Origin of the sequence: Bordetella muralis, from assembly GCF_965139205.1 — a bacterium.
Lineage (GTDB): Bacteria > Pseudomonadota > Gammaproteobacteria > Burkholderiales > Burkholderiaceae_B > Bordetella_A > Bordetella_A muralis.
This window is the reverse complement of sequence record NZ_CBCSIU010000016.1, coordinates 25,801-41,555: the sequence shown is the minus strand read 5'-3', so window position 1 is coordinate 41,555 and position 15,755 is coordinate 25,801. Positions and strand designations below refer to the sequence as shown.

At 61.4% G+C, this 15,755-nt stretch carries 13 protein-coding genes, 1 tRNA gene and 1 pseudogene; 9 read left to right on the top strand and 6 right to left on the bottom strand.

Annotated elements, in window-relative coordinates:
• Nucleotides 1-113: 113 nt before the first annotated feature.
• The 5 genes and pseudogenes from ACNA0I_RS19855 to ACNA0I_RS19835 form a co-directional block, all read right to left on the bottom strand.
• Nucleotides 114-209 (bottom strand): annotated as a pseudogene (locus ACNA0I_RS19855) (type I methionyl aminopeptidase); the annotation flags it as partial.
• A 191-nt stretch (nucleotides 210-400) separates the two neighbouring features.
• Complete coding sequence (locus tag ACNA0I_RS19850) at nucleotides 401-1,390, bottom strand: Bug family tripartite tricarboxylate transporter substrate binding protein (RefSeq protein WP_415807763.1); 990 nt, start codon at nucleotides 1,388-1,390, stop codon at nucleotides 401-403.
• A 13-nt stretch (nucleotides 1,391-1,403) separates the two neighbouring features.
• Nucleotides 1,404-2,210 (bottom strand): enoyl-CoA hydratase-related protein, encoded by an 807-nt coding sequence (locus ACNA0I_RS19845; protein ID WP_415807762.1) that lies wholly within the window; start codon nucleotides 2,208-2,210, stop codon nucleotides 1,404-1,406.
• Nucleotides 2,211-2,225: 15 nt separating this feature from the next.
• Complete coding sequence (locus tag ACNA0I_RS19840; protein ID WP_415807761.1) at nucleotides 2,226-3,443, bottom strand: CaiB/BaiF CoA transferase family protein; 1,218 nt, start codon at nucleotides 3,441-3,443, stop codon at nucleotides 2,226-2,228.
• Between the two features lie 185 nt (nucleotides 3,444-3,628).
• Nucleotides 3,629-5,008 carry an NAD-dependent succinate-semialdehyde dehydrogenase gene (locus ACNA0I_RS19835; protein WP_415807760.1) on the bottom strand — a complete coding sequence of 460 codons (1,380 nt, stop codon included), beginning with the start codon at nucleotides 5,006-5,008 and terminating at the stop codon, nucleotides 3,629-3,631.
• A 190-nt stretch (nucleotides 5,009-5,198) separates the two neighbouring features.
• Between ACNA0I_RS19835 and ACNA0I_RS19830 the strand changes: the two genes are divergently transcribed.
• The 5 genes from ACNA0I_RS19830 to ACNA0I_RS19810 all read left to right on the top strand — a co-directional run bounded on the left by ACNA0I_RS19830 (nucleotide 5,199) and on the right by ACNA0I_RS19810 (nucleotide 11,328).
• Nucleotides 5,199-6,161, top strand: a complete 963-nt coding sequence (locus ACNA0I_RS19830) for an AraC family transcriptional regulator (protein WP_415807759.1) — start codon at nucleotides 5,199-5,201, stop codon at nucleotides 6,159-6,161.
• A 225-nt stretch (nucleotides 6,162-6,386) separates the two neighbouring features.
• A complete protein-coding gene (locus ACNA0I_RS19825) occupies nucleotides 6,387-7,373 on the top strand; it encodes a Bug family tripartite tricarboxylate transporter substrate binding protein (RefSeq protein ID WP_415807758.1) in 987 nt (328 codons plus the stop codon).
• 196 nt (nucleotides 7,374-7,569) lie between these two features.
• On the top strand, nucleotides 7,570-8,487 hold the full coding sequence (locus tag ACNA0I_RS19820; protein ID WP_415807757.1) for a LysR family transcriptional regulator: 918 nt from the start codon (nucleotides 7,570-7,572) through the stop codon (nucleotides 8,485-8,487).
• Between the two features lie 9 nt (nucleotides 8,488-8,496).
• On the top strand, nucleotides 8,497-9,441 hold the full coding sequence (locus ACNA0I_RS19815) for a LysR family transcriptional regulator (RefSeq protein WP_415807756.1): 945 nt from the start codon (nucleotides 8,497-8,499) through the stop codon (nucleotides 9,439-9,441).
• Nucleotides 9,442-9,690: 249 nt separating this feature from the next.
• A complete protein-coding gene (locus ACNA0I_RS19810; protein ID WP_415807755.1) occupies nucleotides 9,691-11,328 on the top strand; it encodes a hypothetical protein in 1,638 nt (545 codons plus the stop codon).
• A gap of 164 nt (nucleotides 11,329-11,492) precedes the next feature.
• Here ACNA0I_RS19810 and ACNA0I_RS19805 read toward each other — a convergent pair.
• Nucleotides 11,493-11,568, bottom strand: a tRNA-Phe gene (locus ACNA0I_RS19805).
• 189 nt (nucleotides 11,569-11,757) lie between these two features.
• Between ACNA0I_RS19805 and hemA the strand changes: the two genes are divergently transcribed.
• From hemA to grxD, 4 genes are all read left to right on the top strand, one after another.
• A complete protein-coding gene (gene hemA / locus ACNA0I_RS19800) occupies nucleotides 11,758-13,032 on the top strand; it encodes a glutamyl-tRNA reductase (protein ID WP_415807754.1) in 1,275 nt (424 codons plus the stop codon).
• A 92-nt stretch (nucleotides 13,033-13,124) separates the two neighbouring features.
• Nucleotides 13,125-14,207, top strand: coding sequence for a peptide chain release factor 1 (gene prfA, locus ACNA0I_RS19795; RefSeq protein WP_415807753.1), 1,083 nt, complete (start codon nucleotides 13,125-13,127; stop codon nucleotides 14,205-14,207).
• Between the two features lies 1 nt (nucleotide 14,208).
• Nucleotides 14,209-15,027, top strand: a complete 819-nt coding sequence (gene prmC, locus ACNA0I_RS19790; RefSeq protein ID WP_415807752.1) for a peptide chain release factor N(5)-glutamine methyltransferase — start codon at nucleotides 14,209-14,211, stop codon at nucleotides 15,025-15,027.
• A 168-nt stretch (nucleotides 15,028-15,195) separates the two neighbouring features.
• Nucleotides 15,196-15,522: a Grx4 family monothiol glutaredoxin gene (gene grxD, locus ACNA0I_RS19785; protein ID WP_415807751.1), complete on the top strand. Its 327-nt coding sequence runs from the start codon at nucleotides 15,196-15,198 to the stop codon at nucleotides 15,520-15,522.
• The last annotated feature ends 233 nt before the right edge of the window (nucleotides 15,523-15,755 follow it).

The following is a 15,755-nucleotide window of genomic DNA, read 5'->3' as shown; positions in this document are numbered from 1 at the left end:
GTCAGCGAGCGGCAAAGGCGGAGAAGCGCTTGAGTGCGTACGCGTGAGGCGAAGTTCACTGGATGGCTCATTGTCTGACCCGTCCCTGGAACGCAGGGCGATCCCTAGCTAGGTCAAGACGGCTTTCTTTCGCCTGGGCGCAGGGTCAGAACCCTCACGCCGTTTCCGGTGACAGCCACGGTGTGTTCGAACTGGGCCGACCCGTATCCCGAAAGACAAAACGACGCAGGGCTGTCTCGAGTATTCCGGCGATCGAACTATTCCAGCTCAACACCCAGCAGGCATTCGGCGTCACGGGGCTCGCGTCGATAGCGGCGGGTATTCTCTCGCTGGCCGAATTGTCGCTCGGCGCGGCGCATGGCTTTGCCGTGCGGGCGCCTGTGCTGTCGGCATCGCTCCTTTACTCCGGCTTGATCCCGGCCGCCTTGACCACTCCGCCCCACTTTCGCAATTCAGCCTTCTGGAAGTCGTCCAGCTCTGCAGCGGTCGTTGTCCAGGCCTGTGTCGCGGAATGCCGGAAGAAGTCCTGGACGCCCTTGCTGTCCACGGCCGTCACAAGCCACTGTCGCAAGGCATCGGCTACTGCGGCGGGCGTGCCGCGCGGCACATAGGCGGCAAACCAATAACCCATGTCGTAACCTTTGATGCCAGCCTCATCCAGGGTTGGCACCTGGGGGAGTTGCGGCAGGCGTTCGTGAGTAGATGCACCCAAAGGGCGCAATTTGCCGGCTTCGATCTGCGACAAACCGGTGACGGTATCGATGACCATCATGTCGATATGGCCGCCCAGCAAATCATTAAGAGCATTGGGGTTGCTGTTGTAGCCCACCCAGACGATATCGGCGCCGGTCAGTTGCTTGAGCATTTCCCCCGCCATGCGGCTGGACGAATTGCCGCTGCCGAAGCTCAGTTTGCCCGGATCCTGCCTCGCGGCGCGGATCACGTCGTGCACCGTTTTGAATGGCGCGTCCGCGCGCACCACGAGTACCTGGCCGCCGCGTCCGAGGCCGGTCAGAGGTATGAAGTCCGCCACCGGGTCGTACGGAAGTTTCTTGAAAAGGTGGGGGTTGGCGGCCTGAGTCGTGTTGGTGGTAATCAGCACGGTATAGCCATCGCCACGGGCACGCGCGACATGCTGCGCGGCGATCATGCCGCTTGCCCCCGGCCGATTTTCTACTACGACGGCCTGCCCGGCCTGCCCGGCCTGTTCGGTGACGGACGCCGACAGAGCGCGCGCCAACAGATCGGTGGCGCTGCCAGCGCCGAACGGCACCACGAACGTGATCGGCTTGTTCGGATAATCGGCGGCGTGCGCCGGCCCGACGGCAGCGAAGGCGATAAGCAGCAAAGCCGTCGCTTGGCGGACCTTTCGTATTAACGTCTGGATCATGATGGTTGTCTCCTCAGGCACGTGCGCGCCGCGCCAGAAATTCGCGCACGGTGTTTTTGTGCTCCTCTCCGCACAGCAGAATGGCCTGCATGGCCGCGGCCGCCTCTAGCGCCACCGGCAATGTCGATTCGGCGGCATCTAGAACGAGGCGCTTGGCCATGCGCAGAGCCTGGGGCGGGTTGGATGCGATCCGGCTTGCCAACGCGGTACTCGTCGCATCCAGAGCATCGGGCTCCACCACGCGAGACACGATGCCCAGCTGCAACGCCGTCGCGGCATCGATGAACTCGCTAGTCAGCGTCAGTTCCAGCGCCTTGGCCCTGCCCACCAGCCGCGTCAGGAACCAGGCGCCGCCGATACCGGACACCAGCCCCAGTCGTAGAAAGCTCTCAGCGAAGGTGGCGCGATGACTGGCCACGCGCAGGTCGCACATCAGCGCCAGGTCGCAACCCGCACCGACCGCGGCGCCGTTGACTGCCGCGATGGATGGCACCTGCAATGCCTGCAGGGCCAGGGTGATGCGATGCAGCGTGGATTTCAGCCGGGCGCGCACCTCTATCGCCGATCCCTGCATCAAGTCGGACCCGCGCTCCATGTCCTTCACATTGCCACCCGTGCAGAAGTGGTTGCCAGTGGACCTCAGCAGTACACAATGCACATCGGGCAGCGTATTCGCCTTCTCCAGCGCGTCAGCCAATGCTTGCGCCATGCCCACCGACATGGCATTGCCGGTGCCGGGGTCGTTCATGCTTAGTACAAGCACGCCATCGGCAATGTCCTGCCGGACCAACTCGGGCGCTTCGGATTCATCAGAACGCATTGCGGTCTCCTTTTTTCATGTCGTGGGTTGTGGTGCCGTGGCCAGCGCGCCGCTTTCGACCATGGCATCGATCTCGGCCACGCTGTAGCCGCACTCTCGAAGAACCTGGCGGTTGTGCTGTCCCAACGTGGGTGCGGCCATGGCGGCACCTTGGCCGGTCAGTGCGCCAGTCGGGCCGGGTGCGAAACCAGGCATGCGGACCTTTCCGGCCACTGGATGCTGCATCCAGCTGTCGATGCCACTGGCTGCGTACTCCGGCGAGTGGACGACGTCTTCGTAGCTGGCAACGGGTGCGCACAGAATGTCGTGCCGTATCAGTAGGTCCATCCATGCCTGCGTGGTGCGCTGCTGGAACAGTGGCGTCAGCGTGGCGCGCAGCGCATCGCGGTTCGCGACGCGGCTGGCGTTGTTCGCGTAGCGCGGGTCGAGCTCCAGCGCGGGCACGCCCAACACGGCGCACAGAGCCTGCCAGCGCTGGGGATGGTAGGCAGCCACCATGATCCAGCCGTCGCGGGTGCGGTAGGTCTCGTTGGGAGCGGCGTATGGCGCCGCGCTGCCTGTCCGTGCCGGCAACGCCCCGGTGGCAAAGTACGAGGCAAAGCCGATCTGCTGCAGCATCAGCGTTGCGTTGTACAAACTGATGTCCAAATACTGGCCTTGTCCGGTCTGCTGTGCCGCGTTGCGCGCCGCCAGGATGGCGATGGTTGCCAGATAGCCAGTGACCATGTCTGCGACGGGAATCGCGACCTTCATGGGTTCGCTGTCCGCGCTGCCCAAGGTGCTCATCAAGCCGCTGGCGGCCTGGATGATGCCGTCCACGCCCGGGCGGTCACGCAGTGACCCCACCTGGCCGTAAGCGGAAATCGAGCAATACACTAGTCGGCGGTGGCTGCTGGCCAGCGCGGCGTAATCCAGGCCGAAGGCGCGCATCACACCCGGCCGGAAGTTCTCCACCACCACGTCCGCGCTCTGTATCAGCCGGCGCGCGGCATCCCGGCCGTCGGGAGATTTCAGGTTGAGCGCCACGCCGCGCTTGTTGCGGTTGACGCTGAGATATACCGCGCTTTCTCCCGCGATCCAGGGCGGGCCGAGGCGCCGTCCCAGTTCTCCGCCTGGAGGTTCGATCTTGACCACATCGGCACCCATGTCGCCCAGCATCATGGTGCATACGGGACCTGCCAGCACATGCGAAAAGTCGACTACCCGCAAACCGCGCAAGCTGCGCTCGAACATATAGTGGCTCCTGGACGGCACGGCGCTACTGGCGGCCGTGCATGCTTGTCATGGCAGGCAGGATAGGCAGCGGTGTCCAGACGGGCAATCGACTTTATCGTCGTTATGCTTTGACTTTTTGTAAAAGCCTGGCCGTAGCGCGGTTGATCAGGAGATAGGCAAGCAGCGAGGTCCCGTACTTCACGTCATGCGTCCAAACCGCCCATCAGCACATACTTCACTTCGACATACTCCTCAATCCCGTAGAAGCTGCCTTCGCGCCCGTAGCCGGATTGCTTGACGCCGCCGAATGGAACCGACGCTGTACCCACCGATCCGGAGTTCAGGATCACCATGCCCGCCTGGATATCTCGGGACACGCGAAATGCCCTTCCGACATCCCGTGTATAGGCATAAGCCACCAGACCGTACTCGGTGTTGTTGGCTCTTTCGGCCACTTCATCCTCGTGGCCAAAACGGTAGATAGGGAAGACGGGCCCAAAGATTTCGGTTCGGGCTATCGGCATTTCATCATTCAGGCCGGTCAGGATAGTAGGCTCGTAGAACAACCCGCCTTTGGCATGAGGCTTGCCTCCCAGTAGTGTCGAGGCACCATGCTGCTGAGTGTCTTCTACCAATCGAGCCACCTTGTCGAATCCCGCCTGGTTAATGAGCGGGCCCACGACGAACTCCTGCTGCATTCCGCTGTCCACACGCACGTGAGCGACTTTTTCGGCCAGGGCGGCAACGAAGCGATCATGTATGCCCTCTTGCACATAGATGCGGTTGGGCGAAATACAAACTTGCCCGGAATTCCTGAGCTTGGCGGCCACCAGGCCCGCTACGGCCTGTTCCAGGTCGGCATCATCGAAGACAATGAACGGCGCGTTGCCACCCAACTCAAGAGTCATCTTCTTCAGCGCGCGTCCGCTGGCGGTCGCCAGCAGCTTGCCTACCGCGGTGGACCCTGTGAAGGAAATCTTGCGGATGCGGTCGTCCTGCGTGAGCAGCTCCCCGATGGCCTGCGGATTACCCGTGACCATCTCGAATACGCCCTCGGGAATGCCCGCCTTGCGGGCGTACTCCAGCAGTTTGTATGCCGTCAGCGGCGTTTCTTCGGACGGTTTGATCACCATCGTGCAGCCCGCCGCCAGTGCCGTAGCCACCTTGCGGGTAATCATCATGAAGGGAAAGTTCCAGGGCGTGATGGCTGCGGTGGGGCCGACAGGCTCTTTCGTGACCAGAATGGCTGCATTGCTGGCGTGCGACGGAATGGTGTCGCCATACACGCGTTTCGCTTCTTCGGCATACCACTCGATGAAACCGAGCCCGTAGTCGATTTCACCCAGAGCTTCGGTGAGGCACTTGCCGTTTTCATTGACCATGATTTCGGCGAAGACTTGCTTATCGGCGCGTACCAGTTCGAACCAGCGGCGAAGCATGTCGCCGCGCTCCTTCGCCAAGGTACGCGACCAGGCGGGGAAGGCGCTGCAAGTTCGGTCTATGGCGGCCTTGACCTGGGCGACGCCCATGTCGGGGGCTTGCCCGACGATGGACCCATCGGCCGGATTGATGACGTTGATCATGACGTTTGCTGCTCCAGTTGATTGCTATTTCGGGTCGAGCGAAATGCGGCGACCCAGAGCTTGAATAATAGTCATGGGTAAACTGGATATGAATGGCTTTGAGTCTGTTATTCTTGCCTTATCCTATGAATAATGAAATTTCGATGCAACGCCCAGAAACTATCCGTCCTGGTCTGAGAAGGGTTTGGCGATGAGTGCAGCAAGCAATGCGGTCACACACGGGAAGCGCACCTCGGACAGGCGCTTGGCGGCCATGCTGGAACGCCTGGCCCCTGACGAGGGATACAACCTGAGTGCCCTGCCCGAGGTCAGGTTCTTGCGGTCCAATCGTCCCTTGTCCGCCGTACCGGTGCTTTACGACCCTGGCATCGTGTTCGTGTGCCAAGGCAGGAAACGCGGGTATTTTGGCGACCAGGTCTACCTGTACGACGATCAGCACTATCTGGCGGTTTCGGTGCCCGTGCCGTTCACTATGGAGACAGACGCCAGCGCCGAAGAACCGCTGCTGGCAATCTACATGCATCTGGATTTCAAACTGGCCGCGGATTTGATGTTGCAGATCGACCAGCTTGGCGGGATAGAAGCCGCGCAACCGCGCGGCCTGATGTCCACGCCAATGGACTCGCGGTTATACGAGTCTCTGGTACGTTTCCTGCAGGCCATGAACCACCCGCTTGAGGCCTCGATACTCGGCCCGGCGTTGGTTCGGGAAATCTATTTTCATGTGCTCACTGGGGATCAGGGGGCCTCGATGCGGGCAGCGCTGGCCATGCATGGACAGTTTGGCAAAATCGCCCGTGCGCTGCGCCGCATTCATGCCTCGTTCAATGCCGAGTTCAGTGTCGAGCAACTGGCGCGGGAAGCGGGAATGAGCGTGCCCACCTTCCATACTCACTTCAAGGCGGTAACCGAGACTTCGCCCGTGCAGTATGTGAAGTCGATACGCTTGCACCAGGCCCGCCTGCATATGGTGCGCAATGGCATGACGGCTGCGGCGGCAAGCGCAGAAGTCGGTTATGACAGCCCTTCGCAGTTCAGCCGTGAATTCAAGCGCCTGTTCGGGCGCAGCCCAGTTGAAGAGGTCAGGCGGATGAAGGCGGACTTTGCCGTTCCGCCCGCGCATGCGGCCTCTGTGTATGTGTCTTCACACTGAGGAGATAACAGTTGAAGGTTACTTGACACTCAACGAACACGTGAAAGTTGCTCTTCACGACAAGCGCAATACCGATGAGGGATTTTGCGGAGGTGAGGCTAAGGGTAAACGCGAAAAATGAATACCAATCCGGAATAATTTTCAGCGGGGAAAATTCAATTTTTTATCGTTCGCAGCGCTGATAGACTGCCCTGCTACTTATGAACGCAATCCGGGAAAGGCGCAATGATTTCACGTCGCAGCATTCTGAAACTGGGCTACGGTGGTGTACTCGTGGCGGGGGCCTCGTTGGGGCGCGTACAGGCCAGTTCTGCGCCAGTCAGCATCGTCATCCCAGGGCCTCCGGGAGGCGGCGCGGATGCGATTGCCCGTATTGTGGCGGAGAAACTCGGCGCGAGGATCAACGAGACGATCATCGTTGAAGCCCGTCCCGGGGCCGGTGGCCTGATCGCGAGCAACTACGTAAAACGCCAGGTGCCGGACGGCAAGGTGCTCTACCTCAGCTCGTCCATGTTGGTCACAGCACCCGCCGTATATCCCGAGGTACAGAAACTGGACCCGGTGGCCGACTTCACCCCGTTGGCCAGGCTGTCTGTGAACACCTACCTGTTCCTGGCACGCAATCAGCTGCCCGTTTCCGACGTGCGCCAGTTCATCGACTATTGCCGCGCGAATCCCAAGAAAGTAACGATAGGAACCGTGGGGCAGGGCTCGTCAAGCCACCTTGCTGCCGCGTACTTGGTCAAGGCAGCAAACCTGGATGTCACCATCGTGCATTACAAGGGCTCGGCGCCCGCGAACCAGGACTTGATGGGGGGATTCATCGACGCAAAGTTCGAGAATCTCGCGGGTACCCGTGCGACGCTTGATTCCGGAAAAGTCAGAATTCTGGGCGTGTCCAACGCAGAGAGGTCGCCGCTGTTCCCGGATATTCCCACGGTGAACGAGTCAGTGGCGGGTATGGTCGTCGATGACTTCTTCATCATCGTCGCGCCGAAAGGGATGGACAAGCAGCGCGCACAGACGCTCAGCAAGCACCTCGCCGAAGTGGTTCAGATGCCCGATGTGCAAGCCAGGCTGCGCGAGCAGCTCGGCGCCATTTCCGCGCCGCTCGACCCCGACGAAACCGTGAAGTACATGCGCGAGTCGTTCGACAGGACAAAGACCTGGGCGGCCGATCTGCTCGGCGTGGGCGAGACGGCAGGCAGCTAGTTTTCGGAGTCCGGGCGGAGGTGATCTCTATTTCACGGGCCAGGGTTTGACCGGACTTCAGGATCCGTCAGGGCGGCTTTTCAGATCGCCGGGAAGGGGTGCCGTAACTCGGCGCGTGCGACGGGGTGCAGCGTGAGGGATTCATGCCATGGAGGTGTAGACTTATTCCAAACTGGTATGAACAGGAACGGGTGCCATGACGACCTTCCGGGAGCTGGAGGCCTTTGTCGCGGTGGTGGATATGGGGTCCTTCGAGAAGGCGGCTCGCAGCCTGGATACGTCGCAGTCCGCCATATCGCGCCTGATCAATGAGTTAGAAGGGCAGTTCAAGTACCCTTTGTTCAATCGGAACCATCGGTCGGCGCAACTCACGATCGAAGGGCAGGAAGTATTGCGGCAAGCGCGGGCAATTCTGCGCCAGCGTGTCAACCTCATGGAGCGTTTCGCCAGCCCGGAAATCGTGGCTTCGACACTGCGCCTTGGCGTGACAGAGCTAGCGGCAGTGACATGGCTCGGATCTTTTGTTGTGGATTTGCGGGCTCGGTATCCCCGCATTCGCCTGGACTTGAAAGTGGATTCATCCATCCGCTTGTACGAGCAGATGCGAGATGGTCATCTGGACATCGCGGTTGTGCCCGAATCCACGCGTTCGGCGAACATGACCAGGATTACCGTCGGCTCCGCGGCATTCGGGTGGTTCTGCGCAGCCAGTCGGTCCATACCCAAGACATTGAAGCTGTCGCAATTCGAGCAGGAGACGCTTCTGCTGCAAGGCACCGGCGGCAGCTCGGGAAACCAGATCGTGAACTGGCTGATCGATCGCGGGGTAAGGCCCGCGAACATGATCCAGAGCGACAGCCTGGCCGCGTTGTCGGGGATCTGCGCCGCCGGCCTCGGGATAGCCGGCCTCCCACACGCAATTGCCTCGGATGCCGTGGCGTCAGGGCTGCTTCAGGAGGTGACAGTTGCCCTTGGCGCAATCAGCATGGCGTACATCCTGCTGATAAGAATAGACTCGATTACCGACTTTCACCGGACGGTGGCCGAGCTGGTGAAGCGCAATTGCAACTTCGACAGCGCGATGGCGACTCAGCGTCGCGCGGCCAGACGTTGAGGGCGGGACATGCCGACTATCAAACAACTGCAGGCGTTCTACTGGCTCGCCCGTCTGGGGACGCTCAGCTGCGCCGCGGAAAGACTGCATGTCACGCAGTCGGCCGTCACTAAACGGATACAAGACCTGCAGGCCATTGCCGTTCAGCCGCTGTTCGAGAGAGACGGCCGTAAAAGCCAATTGACCCCATTCGGAAGGGAGCTGGAAGCCGAGTGTGTAAAGCTGCTCGGCTTGCTCCAGGGGCTGGAGCAGTTAAAAAGCCTGAGTCATCCGCCCGTCCGGCTGCTGCGGATCGGCCTCACCGAAATGGTGGCGCTGACATGGTTTGCTGACTTCCTGCGTCATATGAAGCAGCGCTATCCGTCCATCACGGTTCAGCCGGAGATCGACCTGTCGCTCTTGCTCGAAGATAAGGTGGAAGGGGGGCAGCTGGATTTGGCCATTCTTCCCGATTTCCGTACGTCGGACTCCATGGTCAGGGTGGGTGTCGGCGAAGTCCAGTTCGGTTGGTTCGCCGCGCCTGGCGTCTTTGGGTCCGGCAATGTGCACACCATGCACGAGTTGGCGACGCAGCCGGTGATCGAACAGTCGGAGAATTCGATCATTACGGTCGCGTGCAGCCGGCTCTGGGAAAGTGCCGGGGTGCGTCCGGAACGCATCTATGGCGGAAACAGCGTGCAAGCCCTGGCGGGTTTGATCTCTGCCGGCGTAGGTGTCAGCTGCCTTCCGATTGCTCTTTTTAAGAGCGAGATAAAAGCAGGCTCCCTCGACTTGGTCAAGACCTCGACGCCAGCGCCATCAGTAAGCTACTCCTGCTGCTTTTTGAAGCACCCGAATGCTGCCCTGGGGCACCGTATCGCCGAGGTGGCGAGAGATTGCAGCACCTTCGCAGGCGTTTCCGGATCGGCAGCGGGTAGGACGGTCAGGGGAGGTCGTGGGTTCATCCAACCGTGATCGTCTAGTCGTTCCATCTCGGAAAGATAGAGCCGTTTGAGTGGCTCGGGCGGGGGAGTTCGGATTTTGCGACATGACTGCATGTGTAGCGCAGGTCAGGAGCTGACGGGTTGTTATTGTTGACCGATGGATCGGATCAGAAGAACGGGGCATATGGCCCCAGGGGCCAGGCAGCAGTCGCAGCCGACGGGCCCGTCAAGGACGCCTGGTGGCTCGACGCAGGGGTCATCGTCATCGTTGTCGTTGCCTGTGCAACAGCCGCACCGCAGGGCTGCGGTGGGTGCCGCGTCGATGGCGCCGCGGCGAGCAAGCCCTGCGGGGTTGGCGCGAGGCGGCCAGGTGCCGCCGTCCCAGTGGTCCGATGAGGAAGTGCATGCTGAGCAACAGGCACTGGCTGTCCTGCTAAAAACGCTGGAGGGTGAGGAGCACGCAGTGCTGGAGACCGAGCAACGAGATATGGTGGCAGACGTGCAATCGGCGATTGCTGCGGGGCATTGCGTATTGAGGGAGTCGCTGTCTCATCCGGACGGTTCGGTCAGTAGGCGGTACGGCATTTCTCCGCCTGAGTATCTGGCTGAGGCGGTCAAGGATGGCGTAGCGGCGGGGATGGGCCAAGAGAGCTCGCATTTGTACGAAGCGATGGTGCACATGCGTGACGGGCGTGCGCTGCGCATTGATGTGGAGCCGAGTTTCGAGGTGCCCTTCACCGTACTATTCGGGCCCGTACCCGGCATATTGACGCATGCGCACGCAGGAGCCAACATCAAGTATGGCGAGGCCAGCAGCGGTTCGCAGGTGGGTAGCGATGCGGCTGCGTCCTCGAACGGTCCGCCTGCTCCGTCCACGGTCCAACGTTTGGCGGCCGAGTTCAGTCAGGCGGAGTTGATTGGCGCGGTCATACAGCGGCACAACCCGCAGGACTTCACTGGCGCGTCACTGCCGTCGGGGGCTTCGGTTGGCAGCCAAGCGTTGTCGAGCGAGCCGGCGGCCTCGGGGGTGACAGGCAATGCGGCGCTGGTGCAGGCGATCGCTGCTGCCGTCCCCAAAGGGAGCCTCAACAAGACTCAGCACTACAAGGCAATCCTGGATGCCAACGAGCGTCGCCCGGCCGGGGATCCCTGGCCCAACAAGAGCATGATAAAGGCCGCGGGGATCGACTCGGGCCAAGCCAGCAGGATACGCGATCGGCTGGCACCGGACACGCCGCGCACGATCGCCGCACGCGAGTTCATTGCCGATACCGCCCCGAAGGACGATCAGAAGGACCCCGCCAGCGAGCGCTACCGCCGCCTGCTCGAACACAACAAGCAGCGCGCGTCCGGGGAGCCCTGGCCCGACAAGAGCATGATAAAGGCCGCCGGGATCGACTCGTCCCAAGCCATCTGGATACGCGAGCGGCAAGAGCCGGACACGCCGCGCACGATCGCCGCGCGCCAGTTCATTGCCGATACCGCCCCGAAGGACGATCAGAAGGACCCCGCCAGCGAGCGCTACCGCCGCCTGCTCGAACACAACAAGCAGCGCGCGTCCGGGGAGCCCTGGCCCGACGATAGCATGATAAAGGCCGCCGGGATCGACCAGGGCAGTGCCAGCAGGATACGCGATCGGCTGGCACCGGACACGCCGCGCACGACCGCCGTGCGCCAGTTCATTGCCGATACCGCCCCGAAGGACGGTAAGAAGGACCCCGCCACCGCGCGCTACCGCCGCGTGCTCGAACACAACAAGCAGCGCGCGTCCGGGGAGCCTTGGCCCCCCAAGAGCATGGAAAAGGCTGCCGAGATCGACTCAAGCGACGCCCGCAAAATACGCAAACGTCTGGCCGCAGAGGATGGGCAGGCGACCGAATCGGTCGGGAGTGATTCATCGGATCAAGAGTCCCTCTGAGCCCAGTCATCGACGCGGCAGCCGGGTCAGCACGTCCTTGAGGTAAGGCTACAGGTAGGCCGTTGTTGCCCCATCCTGGAGATGTCAAAGCTACTTTGATTTCGGCTCTGCAAGAGGCCGTACAAAAGAAAATGCCCAGCTACAAGAGCTGGGCATCGAATTCGTGGTGGCCTGGGGCGGAATCGAACCACCGACACGCGGATTTTCAATCCGCTGCTCTACCGACTGAGCTACCAGGCCAACGAAGTCCGCAACTATACACAATTTTTTGACCTTGTGCAGGCGAATGCCGGGAAAAAGTCCCAAGCGAGCAAAAAAAACATATGTAAATCAGCTTTACTACGGGATAACCCTTGGCTGTATAATTTTCATCTGCCTCATGTTACAAATGCGTCGTGCTCCGCCTGACGGTGCCTATTTCTGTATCCCATGTCCGTAGCTGTTCTTGCGTTCGGTCTGAATCACACGTCTGCGCCCGTATCGGTGCGCGAACGGGTGTCTATGCCCGTCGATTTGGTGCGGCCGGCATTAGAGGGGCTGCGGTCAGCATTTGGCGGGGCAGTGCGCGAGGCGGCGATTCTGTCCACCTGTAATCGCACCGAGGTCTACTGTGCGGCGGATGCGCACGTGGCCGAGCACTTGCCCGTGTGGCTGGCTGACCATAACCGCCTCGAGGCGGGGGCGCTCAGTCCTCACTTGTATCGCCACCAGCAGGACGACGCCGTGCGCCATGCGTTCCGCGTGGCCAGCGGACTCGATTCCATGGTGCTGGGCGAGCCGCAAATCCTGGGGCAGATGAAAGACGCGGTGCGTGCCGCCGGCGAGGCTGGTTCGTTGGGTACGCTGCTGCATCAGCTATTCCAGCGGACGTTCTCCGTCGCCAAAGAGGTCCGGTCACAGACCGAGATCGGCGCGCATTCGGTATCGATGGCCGCTGCCGCGGTGAGATTGGCCGAACGCGTGTTCGGCAATCTGGATCAGGCGCGCACGCTGTTTATCGGCGCAGGCGAGATGATCGATCTCTGTGCGACGCACTTTGCGGCGCAGCGCCCACGCAGCATGACGGTGGCCAATCGCACGGCAGAGCGCGCCGAGACGTTGGCCGGAAAATTCTCGGCCAGCACGATGAAGCTCGCCGATCTGCCGGATCATCTGGCCGAATTCGACGTCATTGTTTCCTGTACGGCCAGTTCCCTGCCCATATTGGGCCTGGGGCTCGTCGAGCGCGCGACGCGCCAACGTCGCCACCATCCGATGGTGATGATCGATCTGGCAGTACCGCGTGATATCGAGCCTGAAGTCGGCCGGCTCGATGACGTATATCTGTATTCCGTTGATGACCTGGGCCGCCTGGTACAAAGCGGCACCGATGCACGCCGTGCCGCAGTGGTACAAGCCGAGGCCATCATCGAAACGCGTGTCCAGGGCTTCATGCACTGGATGCAGTCGCGCGAAGTCGTGCCCGTGATCCGCGACCTGCATCAGGCCGCCGAGGACGTGCGCGCCGCAGAACTCGACCGTGCCCGCCGCATGCTGGCGCGTGGCGAGTCGCCCGAGGCAGTGCTGGAGCAATTGGCGCATGGCCTCACTCAGAAATACCTGCACGGCCCGCTGGCGGCACTGAACCGCAGCGAAGGCGACGAGCGCAAGCAATTGCTCGCCTGGATGCCGCGCCTGTTCCCGGGTCGTGATACGCGCCGTTAGCGCTGCTGCCGCAATGCCCGCCGCTCGGCGGGCGTTCGCATTTCGGGCGCCCGCGTTTCGCTAATCCCCTTTTGTCTCTTTGGTATCCGTATATGAAATCTTCCATGCGCAGTCGGCTGGAACAGTTGTCTCACCGCCTCATCGAGGTGGACGCGCTGTTGGCCGAACCCGAAACCGCTGCCGATATGGAACGCTTTCGCAAACTATCGCGTGAGCGCGCAGAGCTCGAGCCTGTCGCATCGGCATTCGGGCAGTTTGCGCGGACTGAAGACGATCTGGCGACCGCGCAGGACATGCTGAGCGATCCCGACCTGAAGTCCATGGCCGAGGAAGAAATCAAAACGGCCAAGGATCGTCTGGAGGCCCTGGAAGGCGAGCTGCAGTTGCTGTTGCTGCCGCGTGACCCCAACGACGGCCGCAGTTTGTTCCTGGAAATCCGCGCGGGCACGGGCGGCGACGAGAGCGCGCTGTTTTCCGGCGATCTGCTGCGCATGTATTCACGCTATGCCGAACAACGCGGCTGGCGTGTCGAACTGATGTCGGAAAGTCCCTCGGAGCTGGGCGGCTACAAGGAAGTGATCGCGCGCATCGACGGCGATGGCGCCTACGGACGACTGAAATTCGAGTCGGGAGCGCATCGCGTGCAGCGGGTGCCCGCCACCGAGGCCCAGGGCCGCATTCATACCTCGGCGTGCACCGTGGCCGTGATGCCGGAGGCCGACGAGATGGGCGAGATCATCATCAACCCCTCTGATCTGCGCATCGACACATTCCGTGCCAGCGGCGCGGGCGGCCAGCACATCAACAAGACCGATTCCGCAGTACGCATCACGCACTTGCCGACGGGCCTGGTGGTGGAATGCCAGGACGACCGTTCGCAGCACCGCAACAAGGACAAGGCGATGCAGGTACTGGCCGCGCGCCTGAAAGACCGCGAATTGCGCGAACGCCAAAGCAAAGAGGCTGCGGAGCGCAAGAGCCTGGTGGGCTCGGGAGACCGGTCCGAGCGCATTCGCACGTACAATTTCCCACAAGGTCGCGTGACCGATCACCGCATCAACCTGACGTTGTACAAGCTGCAGCAAATCATGGAAGGCGATTTGGAAGAATTGACCGGCACACTCATCGCCGAACACCAGGCCGAGTTGTTGGCGGCGCTGGGAGACGAGGTCTAGCGTGAGCCGCCCCATCCTGCAAACCCTGTTGCGGGACGCGCGCTTGCCGCGGCTGGAGGTGCGCATGCTGCTCGAGCACGTGCTGCATAAACCGCGCGCGTGGATGTTGGCGCACGACACCGATCCGATCGAGTCCTGGCAGGCGCAGCAATACCAGGCCCTGGTCACGCGCCGGCTGGCTGGCGAGCCCATGGCGTATCTGGTGGGACATCGCGAATTCATGGGACACGATTTCGCGGTGACGCCGGACGTGCTGATTCCGCGGCCGGAAACGGAATTACTGGTTGAGACGGCTTTGGCCTGGCTCGCAGACCGTCCCGAGTCCGCCGTGCTGGATTTAGGTACCGGCAGTGGCGTGATTGCCGTGTCCATTGCACTGGGAGCACCGCAAGCCACAGTGACTGCGACGGACATCAGCGCGACCGCGTTGCAGATGGCCGTACGCAATGCGGCACGTCTGAACGCGCGCGTGGATTTCGCGCAGGGTAGTTGGTACGAGGCCTTGCCGCCCCGCGCACGCTACGACCTGATCGTATCCAACCCGCCTTATATTTCACGTGATGACGAACATCTGGGGCAGGGCGATCTGCGGTTCGAGCCTCGTGGCGCATTGACCGACGGCGCCAATGGCCTGCGCGATTTGACCACCATTGTGAACGGCGCAGTCGACCGTTTGCGTTCGGGAGGAGAGCTGTGGATGGAACACGGCTGGGATCAGGCGCAGGCCGTGCGGCAATTACTGATAGATGCCGGCTTCAAGAATGTCACCAGTCTGCGCGACCTTTCGGGAATCGAGCGAATTTCTGGCGGGTCTCTATAATGGATTTATCCGAATTTTCGAGAACCCCCGCGCTGGCACCAGGGGCTGCGACGAGGTACCACTTCTTTCCTGCCGTCCCCTGAGGCCAAAGCCCACGCCACATCGTTTTGCGGCACATTATTCAGGACGTGGGGCAATCCATCCGTTTTACATGTTTGTGAGATCACCATGAGCGACGTACAAGAATTCATCCGCGACACCGTGACCCAGCACCCCGTGGTGTTGTTCATGAAGGGCACGGCCCAGTTTCCCCAATGTGGTTTTTCCGGCCGCGCCATTCAGATCCTGAAAGGCTGTGGTGTCAAAAAGCTGATCACCGTCAACGTCCTCGAAGACGACGAAGTCCGCCAGGGCATCAAGGAATACTCCAACTGGCCCACCATCCCGCAGCTGTACGTCAGCGGCGAATTCATCGGTGGCTCGGACATCATGAACGAGATGAACGAAAACGGCGAGTTGAAGACCCTGCTGGATCAATCCGGCGCAACGGCATAAATCGTTGATCGTCGCGAAACATCCCGCGATAGTGATTTTTGGTCGCGCCCGTAGGCGACCAAAAATCGCAGCCCCACAAGATCTTCCGTTCTAAAAAACGGCGTCCCACGAAGCCCAAGCAAGAAGGCCGTCCCAGCGATCGTACGATTTGAAATTGCTGCGAGTTGATGTGGGGCAGTGGCCGCGTTGGGGCGCCTCGGCGTCGAGCGAGGGAAACCGAAGGAGCGTAGCGA